The organism is Klebsiella sp. C349492 (genome assembly GCF_042055345.1).
Lineage (GTDB): Bacteria > Pseudomonadota > Gammaproteobacteria > Enterobacterales > Enterobacteriaceae > Klebsiella > Klebsiella scottii.
On sequence record NZ_JANQCE010000001.1, the window covers coordinates 485,330 to 498,564 of the forward strand.

9 protein-coding genes and 1 other RNA gene are annotated in these 13,235 nt (G+C 57.8%); 5 read left to right on the plus strand and 5 right to left on the minus strand.

The window, feature by feature from the left end; translation table 11 throughout:
* Positions 1–56 precede the first annotated feature (56 nt).
* Positions 57–521, plus strand: a complete 465-nt coding sequence (locus NWP14_RS02435) for an NlpC/P60 family protein (RefSeq protein WP_095102056.1) — start codon at positions 57–59, stop codon at positions 519–521.
* A 510-nt stretch (positions 522–1,031) separates the two neighbouring features.
* Entirely contained in the window at positions 1,032–2,474 is a 1,443-nt protein-coding gene (gene selO, locus NWP14_RS02440; protein WP_375214706.1) for a protein adenylyltransferase SelO, read from the plus strand.
* Positions 2,475–2,527: 53 nt separating this feature from the next.
* On the opposite strand, the gene hemP is transcribed toward selO, so the two are convergent.
* The 3 genes from hemP to NWP14_RS02455 form a co-directional block, all read right to left on the minus strand.
* The gene (gene hemP, locus NWP14_RS02445; RefSeq protein WP_189339890.1) at positions 2,528–2,707 is read right to left on the minus strand and encodes a hemin uptake protein HemP; all 180 of its coding nucleotides are present in this window, start codon (positions 2,705–2,707) and stop codon (positions 2,528–2,530) included.
* Between the two features lie 173 nt (positions 2,708–2,880).
* The gene (aroH, locus tag NWP14_RS02450; RefSeq protein ID WP_375214707.1) at positions 2,881–3,927 is read right to left on the minus strand and encodes a 3-deoxy-7-phosphoheptulonate synthase AroH; all 1,047 of its coding nucleotides are present in this window, start codon (positions 3,925–3,927) and stop codon (positions 2,881–2,883) included.
* Positions 3,928–4,081: 154 nt separating this feature from the next.
* The gene (locus NWP14_RS02455) at positions 4,082–4,915 is read right to left on the minus strand and encodes a pyruvate, water dikinase regulatory protein (RefSeq protein WP_095102292.1); all 834 of its coding nucleotides are present in this window, start codon (positions 4,913–4,915) and stop codon (positions 4,082–4,084) included.
* A gap of 340 nt (positions 4,916–5,255) precedes the next feature.
* Here NWP14_RS02455 and ppsA point away from each other — a divergent pair, with 340 nt between their 5' ends.
* The 3 genes from ppsA (at position 5,256) to NWP14_RS02470 (ending at position 11,647) form a co-directional block, all read left to right on the plus strand.
* Entirely contained in the window at positions 5,256–7,634 is a 2,379-nt protein-coding gene (gene ppsA / locus NWP14_RS02460; RefSeq protein WP_095102062.1) for a phosphoenolpyruvate synthase, read from the plus strand.
* 241 nt (positions 7,635–7,875) lie between these two features.
* On the plus strand, positions 7,876–9,273 hold the full coding sequence (locus NWP14_RS02465; protein WP_375214708.1) for an MFS transporter: 1,398 nt from the start codon (positions 7,876–7,878) through the stop codon (positions 9,271–9,273).
* Between the two features lie 4 nt (positions 9,274–9,277).
* Positions 9,278–11,647 carry a glycoside hydrolase family 3 N-terminal domain-containing protein gene (locus NWP14_RS02470; RefSeq protein ID WP_375214709.1) on the plus strand — a complete coding sequence of 790 codons (2,370 nt, stop codon included), beginning with the start codon at positions 9,278–9,280 and terminating at the stop codon, positions 11,645–11,647.
* Here NWP14_RS02470 and rprA read toward each other — a convergent pair.
* Positions 11,647–11,754, minus strand: an RNA gene (gene rprA / locus NWP14_RS02475) — antisense sRNA RprA. The genes NWP14_RS02470 and rprA overlap by 1 nt on opposite strands.
* 185 nt (positions 11,755–11,939) lie before the next feature.
* Complete coding sequence (ydiK, locus tag NWP14_RS02480; RefSeq protein ID WP_095102068.1) at positions 11,940–13,064, minus strand: AI-2E family transporter YdiK; 1,125 nt, start codon at positions 13,062–13,064, stop codon at positions 11,940–11,942.
* Positions 13,065–13,235 lie beyond the last annotated feature (171 nt).

Consider the following 13,235-nt stretch of genomic DNA (forward strand, 5'->3'; position numbering starts at 1 on the left):
GATAAACCAGCTAAATTATTCTGACAATAAGATAAGGAACAGAGGAATCGTCTGAGATGCGTTTGTGGTTCGTTCTTTTGACGGCACTATTTCTGGCAGGCTGCAGCAGCCATCGGGCGCCGCCGCCTAATCCTCGGCTTGCGGATTCTATTACCGTCATCGCTAATCTTAACGATCAGCTGCGGAACTGGCGGGGCGCGCCGTATCGCTACGGTGGGATGACGCCGCGCGGGGTGGACTGCTCCGGCTTTGTGGTGAGGACCTTCCGCGATAAGTTTTCCATGCAGCTACCGCGTGAAACCCGCGAGCAGGCAGAGATCGGCACCCGCATCGATAAAAGCGAGCTGCTGCCTGGGGATCTGGTGTTCTTCAAGACGGGCTCCGGCGAGAGCGGTCTGCACGTAGGGATCTACGATACCGATAACCAGTTTATCCATGCTTCGACCAGCAATGGCGTTACGCGCTCATCGCTGAATAATGTGTACTGGAATAAAAAATTCTGGCAGGCACGAAGAATATAGCGCTCTGCGCGACTTGCCGGGTTCACGTCGGTCGGCTGTGAGGTGTTCCGTTCACCGGACGCTTTGCAGAACATGCGGCCTTGATGCCAGGTGACCGGGTTAAGGGGAAGATAACCGTCTTCCCCTTAACAATCCCCGCGGTCCCGCACGGAAATCGGTGCTGCGCACTACGCTCACCTCCCGGCCTGCAGCCTGCGGTCGGCTCAACTCGACCTGCTCGCCCGTTCCGGGGCTCGCTCCTGTCTCGATTCGCCTCTTGCCGCCATCCCTTGTCTTCCGGCCTTCGGTTCGCCGATTTCAGCGGGGAGCCAGGGCCCCGCTGCACGCCTTTCCGTCACTGGAGCCCATCATTGCGGTCGTGTTCGGCGGGAGCGTAGCGATGGATGAGACAAAAATCGCCTGGCTGGCAAGCGCAGGACCTTCGGCTTCCCCACTTTTATGTTGATAACCCTGCCATTCGCCCGTGTTAATACCTTGTTGAAGGCACTACACTGAAGGTCGGAGGAACTCATGACCCTGTCTTTTACCACCCACTGGCGTGATGAACTGCCAGATTTCTATACGGCCTCAATGCCGACACCGCTGAGCAACGCGCGGCCGATCTGGCATAACGCGCCGCTGGCGCAGACGTTGGGCGTGCCTGAGGCGCTGTTTCAGCCGTCAACGGGCGCCGGCGTATGGGGCGGCGAAGCGCTGCTGCCCGGTATGTCGCCGCTGGCGCAGGTCTATAGCGGCCATCAGTTTGGCTCCTGGGCCGGGCAGTTGGGCGATGGCCGGGGGATCCTGCTGGGCGAGCAGCAGCTGCCCGATGGCCGACGAATGGACTGGCATCTGAAGGGCGCCGGACTCACGCCTTATTCGCGAATGGGCGACGGGCGCGCCGTGCTGCGCTCGACGATCCGTGAAGGCCTGGCATCGGAAGCGATGCACGCTCTGGGCATACCAACCACCCGCGCGCTGGCGATAGTGACCAGCGACACGCCGGTATATCGTGAAACCGTCGAGCACGGAGCGATGCTGATGCGTATCGCCGAAAGCCACGTGCGTTTTGGCCACTTCGAGCACTTCTACTATCGTCGGGAAGCGGAAAAGGTACAGCAGCTGGCCGACTACGTGATTCGTCATCACTGGCCTGAGCTCGACGGGCAGGCGGATAAGTACATCCTCTGGTTCCGTGACGTTGTCACCAGAACCGCGACGCTTATCGCCAGCTGGCAAACGGTCGGCTTTGCGCATGGGGTAATGAATACCGATAACATGTCCATTCTCGGCCTGACGATGGACTACGGCCCGTACGGGTTCCTCGATGACTTCAAGCCCGACTTCATCTGCAATCATTCGGATTACCAGGGGCGCTACAGCTTTGAGAATCAGCCGGCGGTAGGCCTGTGGAATTTACAGCGCCTGGCGCAGTCGCTGTCGCCGTTCATCAGCGCCGATGCGCTAAACGCGGCGCTGGATGGCTATCAGCACGCCCTGCTGAGCGCCTACGGCCGCCGCATGCGCGACAAGCTTGGCCTGTTCACCCAGCAGCAGGGCGATAACGATCTGCTGGACGGTCTGTTTGCGCTGATGATACGGGAAGGCAGCGATTACACCCGCACCTTCAGGATGCTGAGCGCCAGCGAGCAGCTCAGCGCCGCGTCGCCGCTGCGCGATGAGTTTATCGATCGCGCCGCCTTTGATAGCTGGTTTGACGGCTATCGCGCGCGCTTGCGCGATGAGCAGATTGATGATGCGCGGCGCCAGCAGCATATGCGTGCCGTCAACCCGGCGCTGGTGCTGCGTAACTGGCTGGCACAGCGGGCAATTGAGCAGGCAGAGCAGGGTAACACCGGCGAGCTGGAGCGTCTGCACGAGGCGCTGGCCCAGCCGTTTATCGACCGGGAAGATGATTACATCAGCCGTCCGCCGGACTGGGGAAAAGGGCTGGAAGTCAGCTGCTCCAGCTGATACGCCGGTGCGCCCGGGCACCGTACTCTCCTCGCGCTAACCGGCGGGGAGAGCTATTTTGTCAGGATCAGCTTGCCTGCGTGGGTCTGACGCAGCAAATAGCGCTGACCGTCATGTTCGATCACCACCCGACCTTCAGTACCTAGCAGCACCCGGCTGCAAATCTGACGATCCGTGGCGACAGGGTAAGGGGCATTGTCTTTTGTTTTTTCAGCTGTGGCAGTGTTATCCATTCGCGTCATAGCACCAAAATAAAAATAAAAGCAACAATGATAATCATTATCAGTAATGTTAATTTTCACGGCAAGCGTTTTTTATCAAAGTACTATATTTGGCAGGCTGACGGTGGGGATATTCCGCTGCGTGGGGGGAGAATTCCCACCGCATGCGCGGTGGGAGAGAGCGGCTACAGGCGAGTGGCGGTTGCCGCAGCCAGTTCAGCCAGCAGACGCTCGCTGTCTTCCCAGCTCAGGCACGGGTCGGTAATCGATTGACCCCAGGTCAGCGGTTGCCCGGCAACCACTTTCTGCGTCCCTTCCTGCAGGAAGCTTTCCGCCATGATGCCGGCGATGGCCGTCGAACCGTTGCGGATCTGCTGGCAAACGTTCTCGCACACTTCCAGCTGACGACGATGCTGTTTCTGGCAGTTGCCGTGGCTGAAATCGACAACCAGCTGCTCCGGCAGATCAAACTCACGCAGCGCATCGCAGGCCGCGCTAATATCCGCAGCGTGATAATTTGGCCGTTTCCCGCCGCGCATAATGATATGCCCGTAGGGGTTGCCGCTGGTCTGATAGATGGTCATCTGACCCTGCTTGTCCGGAGAGAGGAACATATGGCTGGCGCGGGAGGCGCGAATCGCATCAACGGCGATACGCGTGTTGCCGTCGGTCCCGTTTTTGAATCCTACCGGGCAGGAGAGCGCAGAGGCCATCTCGCGGTGGATTTGGCTCTCGGTGGTGCGCGCGCCAATGGCGCCCCAGCTGATAAGATCGGCGATAAACTGCCCGGTCACCATATCGAGGAATTCGGTGGCGGCCGGCACGCCCAGCTCATTGATCTGCAGCAGCAGGCGCCGCGCCAGTTCGATACCGTGATTGACCCGATAGCTGCCGTTAAGGTCAGGATCGGAGATCAATCCCTTCCAGCCGACAACGGTACGCGGTTTTTCAAAATAGGTGCGCATCACGATTTCCAGCTGCGGCTGGTAGCGCTCGCGCATAGCCTGAAGGCGGTGCGCATACTCCAGCGCGGCCTGGGTATCGTGAATGGAACAGGGGCCAATAATCACCAGCAGGCGGCGATCTTCGCCGTTAAGGATCTTTTCAATTCGGCGGCGGGAAGCGGAGACGTGTGCCGCGACATCGGCAGATACGGGATGCCGCTGGGCCAGTTCCGCAGGCGTTACCAGGCTTTCAATGCGCGCGGTACGCAGTTCGTCTGTTTTATTCATTGGGGTCTCAAAAATCTGTTTCTTCCGCGACGAAAATGCCGGGAAGTGATGCGCATCACGATAAACCAATCCCCGCTTATTGCAAGAGCGGGGGATGATCCTGTATAGGCCACGGGTGATAGCATAAACAAATTTTCAATAATGTACTAGTGTGTTAGTACATCCTTCGGCTCAGCCCCATGATGTCCATGATTTTGGTCGCGATCTCCTCCACTGAATAGTTGGTACTATTCAGGCAGGGAATTTTATTCTTGCGGTACAGCGCCTCCACCTCGGTGACTTCCATTCGACACTGACGCATCGAGGCATAGCGGCTGTTTTCCCGGCGCTCTTCGCGGATCGCCGCCAGGCGTTCCGGACTAATGGTCAGGCCGAACAGCTTGTGCTGTAGAGGCTTGAGCGAAGCGGGCAGGATTAAATTGTCCATATCGTCGGCGATAAACGGATAGTTGGCGGCGCGAATGCCGTACTGCATGGCCAGATACAGGCTGGTTGGCGTTTTGCCGCAGCGCGAGACGCCCAGCAGAATCACCTGCGCCTGATCGAGGTTGCGCAGCGAGATGCCGTCGTCGTGGGCAAGGGTGTAATCAATGGCGGCAATACGCGCATCGTACTTGTTCAGGTTACCCGGCGTGAGGCCGTGGGTACGATGAGCGATCGGCGTGGGGTCGAGGCGCAGCTCCTGCTGCAGAGGTGCCACCAGCGCCTGCACGATATCCTGACAGAATCCTTTACTTTGCATGATGATGTCGCGAATTTCTGGAATCACGATGGAGTAAAAGACCAGCGGACGGATGCCGCTTTGCTCATAGATGGCGTCAATTTGCTCCTTCACCGCCCGCGCCCGGCTGATATTTTCCACGAACGGCAGGGTAACGCTGCTGATAGCGACCGGAAACTGCGACATCACCGCGTGCCCCAGCACCTCGGCGGTAATGGCCGTCCCGTCGGAAATATAAAACACGTGGCGATCTACAGCACTTTCCATTTTGACCATCCGGTATAATGAGTTTAATTACCTGAAAGCAGTTATTAAATTTAAGCATATCCGTTTATGTTTTGTCTCACTTTAAAAATGAAACGCTATTTTTATTTTTAATGAAAAGGTAGGTTCATTTTTGCCGGCTGGTTATTTTTTGTCTCTTATTGCAGCAGATTTAAGAAGAATCATTGAGTTAGCTATATCAGGTGAACTGTCCTAAAAAAGAAAAAATAATTTGCTTGAACGATTCACCGTTTTTTTCAGCCGCATAAATATGTCAGGATAAATCCCGTAGTTGATCGTGAGTTTTTTATCACTGGTATTAAATCACAAAAGGATTGTCTCGATGTCCAACAATGGCTCGTCACCGCTGGTGCTTTGGTATAACCAACTCGGCATGAATGATGTAGACAGAGTTGGGGGCAAAAATGCCTCCCTTGGTGAAATGATCACTAATCTGTCCGGTATGGGCGTTAGCGTACCGAACGGATTTGCCACCACCGCTGATGCCTTCAATCAGTTCCTGGACCAAAGCGGTGTAAACCAGCGCATTTATGAACTGCTGGATAAAACCGACATTGACGACGTTTCCGCATTAGCGAAAGCGGGGGGACAGATCCGTCAGTGGATCATCGATACCCCGTTCCAGAGCGAACTGGAAGACGCGATTCGCGATGCTTATAAGCAGCTCTCCGCCGACAACGCTGAGGCCTCCTTTGCCGTGCGCTCCTCCGCAACGGCAGAGGATATGCCCGATGCCTCCTTCGCCGGGCAGCAAGAGACATTCCTCAACGTGCAGGGCTTTGATGCCGTGCTCGTCGCAGTGAAGCACGTGTTTGCTTCGCTGTTTAACGATCGCGCGATCTCCTATCGCGTGCATCAGGGCTACGATCACCGCGGCGTGGCGCTATCCGCCGGGGTGCAGCGTATGGTCCGCTCCGACCTCGCCTCGTCCGGCGTCATGTTCTCCATCGATACCGAATCCGGTTTCGACCAGGTGGTGTTTATCACCTCTGCCTGGGGCCTGGGTGAAATGGTGGTGCAGGGCGCGGTAAACCCGGATGAGTTCTACGTCCACAAGCCAACGCTGGCCGCTGGTCGCCCCTCTATCGTGCGCCGCACTATGGGATCGAAAAAGATCCGCATGATTTACGCGCCGACCCAGGAGCACGGCAAGCAGGTGCGCATCGAGGATGTGCCGCAGGCGCAGCGCGATATTTTCTCGTTAGCTGACGAGGAAGTGCAGGAGCTGGCGAAGCAGGCGGTGCAGATTGAGAAGCACTACGGACGTCCGATGGATATCGAGTGGGCGAAAGATGGCCATACCGGCGAGCTGTTTATCGTTCAGGCGCGCCCGGAAACCGTACGCTCGCGCGGCCAGGTCATGGAGCGCTATACGCTGCATGCCCAGGGGCAGATTGTCGCCGAAGGTCGCGCAATCGGTCACCGCATTGGCGCGGGCCCGGTGAAGGTTATCCACGATATCAGCGAGATGAACCGCATCGAGCCGGGCGACGTGCTGGTCACCGACATGACCGACCCGGACTGGGAACCGATCATGAAGAAAGCGTCGGCCATCGTGACCAACCGCGGCGGACGTACCTGCCATGCGGCGATTATCGCCCGTGAGCTGGGGATCCCGGCGGTGGTAGGCTGCGGCGACGCGACCGACCGCATTCAGGAAAACCAGAACGTGACCGTCTCCTGTGCGGAAGGCGATACCGGCTACGTTTATGCTGAGCTGCTGGATTTCAGCATCAAGAGCTCCAGCGTCGGCGAAATGCCCGACCTGCCGCTGAAAATTATGATGAACGTCGGTAACCCGGACCGGGCGTTTGACTTCGCCTGCCTGCCGAATGAGGGCGTGGGCCTGGCGCGTCTGGAGTTCATCATCAACCGCATGATTGGCGTTCACCCGCGCGCGCTGCTGGAGTTCGATGACCAGGAGCCTGGCCTGCAGAACGAAATCCGCGAGCTGATGAAGGGTTACGATTCACCGAAAGAGTTCTACGTCGGTCGCCTGACGGAAGGGATCGCCACGCTGGGTGCGGCATTCTATCCAAAACGCGTTATCGTGCGTCTGTCCGACTTTAAATCTAACGAATACGCCAACCTGGTGGGCGGCGAGCGTTATGAGCCGGAAGAAGAGAACCCAATGCTCGGCTTCCGCGGCGCCGGCCGCTACGTTTCCGACAGCTTCCGCGACTGCTTTGCGCTGGAGTGTGATGCGGTTAAGCGCGTGCGTAACGACATGGGGCTGAGCAACGTCGAGATCATGGTGCCGTTCGTCCGCACCGTCGCCCAGGCGAAAGCGGTGGTGGAAGAGCTGGAGCGTCAGGGCCTGAAGCGCGGCGAAAATGGCCTCAAAATTATCATGATGTGTGAAATTCCATCCAATGCCCTGCTGGCGGAGCAGTTCCTTGAGTACTTTGACGGCTTCTCTATCGGTTCGAACGATATGACGCAGCTGGCGCTGGGCCTTGACCGTGACTCCGGCGTCGTCTCTGAGCTGTTTGACGAACGTAACGACGCGGTGAAAGCGCTGCTGTCGATGGCGATTCGCGCGGCGAAGAAACAGGGTAAATATGTCGGTATTTGCGGGCAGGGCCCGTCCGACCATGAGGACTTTGCCGCCTGGCTGATGGACGAGGGGATTGATAGCCTGTCCCTGAACCCGGATACCGTGGTGCAAACCTGGCTTGGTCTGGCTGAACTCAACAAATAACGCGTTCTGTGCACAGGTAAACTCCGTCAGCAATGGCGGAGTTTTTTATTTTTTATAGCGTCCCGATTACATATTTTGCGGTCAGTCACATAAAGCGAAAAAAAACAAAATATCGTAAGCCATCAGTTAATTTCTACAATTGTCGTTTAGACGGTCATTTCTAATACTTACATCGCGTCATCAGGCTCTCATACTAGTTATTAAGTGAGAATCGTTTGTTCTCGTGTAAAGGATAATAATAATGACCTTGTCGTTTGTACTGACTACAAAAGATAAAATAGGTTACGGCCTCGGTGATATGGCCAGCGCGCTGGTGTGGCAAACCGCAACGCTGTTTCTGGCTTATTTTTATACCGATGTATTTGGCCTGCCTGCCGCCATTATGGGCACCATGTTTTTAGTCGTGCGGGTAGTCGACGCGGTGGTCGATCCGTGCATCGGCGCGCTGGTGGATCGCACCCAAACCCGACACGGCCGGTTTCGTCCCTGGCTGCTGTGGTTTGCCATTCCCTTCGGCGCGAGCTGCATCATCACCTTCTACGTTCCTGATGTCGGCGAGACGGCAAAAATCATTTATGCCTGCTTGACTTACACTCTTCTCAGCTTTATCTACTCGGCGATTAACGTCCCCTACTGCGCGATGCCGGGCGCCCTGACGATGGACCCGCACGAACGCCACTCGCTGCAATCATGGCGCTTTGCGCTGTCGTTTGTCGGCGGACTGATCGTCACCGTGATTGCGCTGCCGCTGGTGGCTCACCTTGGCGATGGTAACGCCCAGAAAGGCTACTTCTATGCGATGAGCCTGATGGGCCTGCTCGGAATTGTGCTTTTTTTCAGCTGCTTTTTCCTGACCCGCGAACGCTATACGCCGCGGAACGACGCCTCCGGGTCGCTAATAAAAGACCTCAAGCTGCTGGCCGCAAATAGCCAATGGCGCATTGTGTTCATCTTTAATATTTTATTATTAACCGCCGTGGTTACCCGCGGGTCGGCGACGATGTATTACGTTAAGTATGTCATGCAGCGCCCCGAAATGGTGTTTACGTTTATTGTTTCCGGAATGATTGCCGCCCTGCTGGGGGCATTATTATCGGAACGGTTGCTCGGGAAATTAGATCGGGTGCGGGCGTATCAGTGGACAATTATTACCTTCGTACTCTTCGCCTGCGCCATTTTCTTTATTCCGGCCAATCAGATCTGGCTGATATTTGGCCTGAACGTGGTCTTCAGCTTTATTCAGAACCTGACAACCCCGCTGCAGTGGACCATGTTTTCCGACGTCGTGGACTATGAAGAGCACCGCAGCGGACGCCGCCTCGATGGCCTGGTGTTCTCCACCGCGCTCTTCGCCATCAAGTTTGGCCTTGCGCTGGGCGGCGCCGTGGTGGGATGGGTGCTTGGATTTGTCGACTATATCCCGAATGCGGCAACCCAGTCGGCGGCGGTGCTCGGCACGATTAATGCGCTGTTTTCCATCGTCCCCAGCGCGCTGTTTATCGTGATGGTGCTGCTGCTGATGCTCTACAAACTGAATAGCCGTACGGCGGACAGTATCGCCAGAGAACTGACCCGCAAGCGCGAAATGCGGACCCCCGAAGCCCCCGTGTCGGCGCCAGATTCAGCCCTACAGGAGTAATAACATGACCGTAATTTATAAGGATGCCAGCCGCCCGGTAGAGGAGCGCGTTGCGGATTTACTGTCGCGCATGACGCTGGAAGAGAAGTTTGCCCAGATGCACGGGTACTGGCTGGTGCTTGACGAAAACGGCGAGCACCGTGAACGCAGCGATATGAGCGATGAGTTTGCCGGCGTCAGCGAGCAGACATCCCTCGCGCAGAGGCTGAAGCTGGGCGTCGGGCAAATCACCCGCCCGCTGGGCACCCACATCGTGGCGGCGGACAGCGGCGTGCGCGCCGCCAACCGGCTGCAGAAGATGCTGATGGAAGAGACGCGGCTAGGGATCCCGGCGCTGTTCCACGAAGAGTGCCTGGTGGGGCTACTGTGCAAAGAGGCGACCCTGTTCCCCTCGTCGCTGAACTATGGCTCGACGTGGGATCCTGAGCTGGTGGCGCGGGCGGCGCGGGAAATCGGCGCCGAAGCGCGTTCGACCGGCTGCAAGCAGGGGCTTGCCCCGGTGCTGGACGTCTCTCGCGACGTGCGCTGGGGGCGTACGGAAGAGACCTTCGGCGAGGACCCGTGGCTGGTCGGCGTCATGGCCTGCGCCTACGTTGACGGGCTGCAGGGCGAAAAGCGCGACGTGCTGGCAACGCTAAAACATTACGTCGGCCACTCTTTTAGCGAAGGCGCGCGCAACCATGCTCCGGTTCATCTCGGCTTTTGCGAACTTAACGACACCTTCCTGCTGCCGTTCGAGATGGCGGTGAAGCTGTCCAATGCCGGTTCGGTGATGCCGGCGTATCACGATATCGATAACCAGCCGGGGCACAGCGACGGCTTCCTGCTCACCACGCTGCTGCGGCAACGCTGGGGATTCGACGGCATTATCGTCGCCGACTACGGCGGCGTTAGCCTGCTGCATCAGCATCACGGCATCTCGCACGATGCGGCAGAGTCGGCCGCGCTGGCGTTTAATGCGGGGCTTGACGTGGAGCTGCCAAAAGATGACTGCGCGCGTCACCTGGATGAAGCCCTCGAGCGCGGGCTGATCGCCGTCGAGAAGATTGACGAGATCGTGGCCCGCACGCTGACCGAGAAATTCCGTCTTGGGCTGTTCGAGCGGCCCTATACCGACGTAGCGGGGATCACGCTGCAGTCGGCCAGCGCCCGCCAGGCCGCGCGCGAGGTGGCGACGCGCTCGCTGACCCTGCTGGAAAATCGCGCCTGCCTGCCGCTGCAGGGAGAACCAAAGGTCGCGGTGGTTGGGCCTACCGCTGACGATCCGCTGGCGCTGCTCAGCGGCTACAGCTTCCCGGTGCATCTGATTATCAGCGATATGCTGGAAGAGGTCTCGCAGGTGACGACCCCGCTGGCGGCGCTGCGCCACTATCTTGGAGACCGGCGCGTCAGCTATGCCAAAGGGTGCCACATTATTGAACAGCGCATGGCGGGCGCGCCGGTATTCCCCGGCGACAGCGGCGGTAAGCCGATGCAGCAATCGCCGGTCTCGTTCGACACCAGCCTGATTCCGGCTGCGGTAAGAGCGGCCGAGGAGAGCGATGTGGTGGTGGCCTGCGTGGGCGATCTTGCCGGCTTGTTCCAGAGCGGCACCGTGGGCGAAGGCTCCGATACCGACAGCCTGAATCTGCCTGGCGTGCAGCAGCGGCTGCTGGAGGCGCTGGTGGCAACCGGGAAGCCGGTTATTGTGGTGATGACCGGCGGGCGGCCCTATAACCTGCAGGGGCTGGAAGAGAAAGTTGCGGCCCTGCTGATGGCATGGGCTCCGGGGCAGGAGGGCGGTTGGGCGATCGCCGACGTGCTGACGGGGCGAGAGGAGCCGCAGGGGCGGCTGGTGGTCAGCGTGCCGAAAAGCGCGGGCGCGATGCCCTATTATTACAACCACAAGCTGAAAAGCGGCGGTACGCCGTTCGCCTTCCACTTTGGCTCCCGCTACCCGTTCGGCTACGGGCAAAGCTGGACGACCTTCAGGTATGGCGAACCGCAGCTGCTGGCGTCACAGGTGGCAATGGAGGGGGAGATTGCCCTCCAGGTGACGATCCGCAACGACGGCGAGCGTCGCGGCAGCGAGGTGGTGCAGCTCTACGTGCGCGATAAGGTCGCCTCGATGGTGCGTCCGGTTCAGGAGCTTAAAGCCTTCCGGCGGGTGACGCTGGATCCGGGAGAAACGGCGACGCTGACCTTCTATCTGCCGGTCGATATGCTTAACTTTACCCGCCGTGACGGGCAGCGCATCGTTGAACCCGGTGAGTTTGTGCTCCAGGTCGGCGCATCTTCTGCTGATATCCGCGGGACGGCAACCGTGACGGTAAAAGGCGAGGTTCGTGAGCTGGCGCAGAAGTGGCGAATGATGAGCCGCTGCGAGGTGAGTTGATAAAAAAATGCCCATCGTGGGAGATGGGCAAAGACTACACACAGCAATTCGTTGTTTCACTCAGGGGATTTCCATGCTTATAAATCAATGTGTTGATTTATAACCGTGCTCATATAGTAGCCACAGGGATTTTTTGCGTCGATCGGATTCCTCTCAATAGTTAAATTGAGGTGAAGAATAAGCGTGGGATATGTAGCGAAAGCTGTGGTTGAAGCGCCTGACAGGCACCAATGCATAAGGTTTATTTATGATTAAGGCGGGTTTCCCCGCCTTAATTTTTGTGCTGCCGGCGTTACTCGCCGCTTTTGATATTGCCGGCATTAAGCTCGGTGAGCTCGGCCAGCACCTGATCGGGATCTTTCGGCGGCGGCGGAACTTCATGCACCCAGGCGTCGTACAGTCGCCATGACACGGCGAGCAGGACCGGGCCGATAAACAGGCCAATCATGCCAAAGGCAATCAGGCCGCCGATAACGCCGGAGAGGATCAGGATCATCGGCAGATCGGCGCCCATGCGGATGAGCACCGGACGGATGACGTTATCCATTGTCCCCACCACGCAGCTCCACACCAGCAGCACGGTACCCCAGGTGGTATCGCCGCTGTAGTACAGCCAGATAATGGAGGGGATGAGCACAATCAATGGCCCCAGCTGAACGAGGCAGGTGAAGATCATTACCACGGTCAGCAGCGCGGCGTAAGGCACGCCGGTTACCGCCAGGCCGATGCCGCCCAGCACCGCCTGAGTCAGCGCGGTAACCACGACGCCCAGCGCCACGGCGCGAATCGCCTGGCCTGCCAGCAGCACCGCGGCATCGCCGCGTTTTGCCGCCAGCCGGGTGGCGAAATAGCGGAAACCATAGGCTACCTTTTCACCCTGCCAGTACAGCAGGGCGCTGAACAGCAGCATCAGCCCGCAGTAGACCAGCAGTTTGCCAATGTGCGCCGCCTGCCCGACAAACCAGGTGGTGGTGGTGCCGATATAGGGCCGGATTTTGGCCATGATCGCCGCGCCCCCCATATCCAGCAGGCCATGCCACGCGGAGTAGAGCTTGTCGCCAATCAGCGGGATGCTGTTGAGCCAGGCGAAATCCGGCAGGCTCACGCTACCGGTGGTGAACATTTTAATCAGCGGCGCGCTGTTATCGACCAGGCTGTTGACCAGCAGCGCGATCGGGATAACGAACAGTAAGAATAACAGCAGGGTCATTACCAGCACCGCGAGGGCGCGTTTGCCAAACAGCAGCCGCTGCAGGCGCAGTAGTACCGGCCAGGTTGCAATGACCACGGTGCCTGCCCAGGCAAAAGACAGGATAAAGGGCTGTACGATCCACAGGCAGGAAACAATAATCAGGGACAAAAACAGCACCGATAGCAGAACCTGCGGTATATCCCGGGGCTGACGCTCGTTAATCATAGAGAAAATTTACCTTTCCAGTGGCGCCAAAAGGCTGACGCAGCGTAATTCCATATACGGATAATAATACCAATAATTTAACCCGCCTGATTCTGCACATAAATCTGGTGGGCGCATATGAAAAAAATGTGATAAAAAGTTGACTGCACTACGCAATCGTTTAGTTACCTA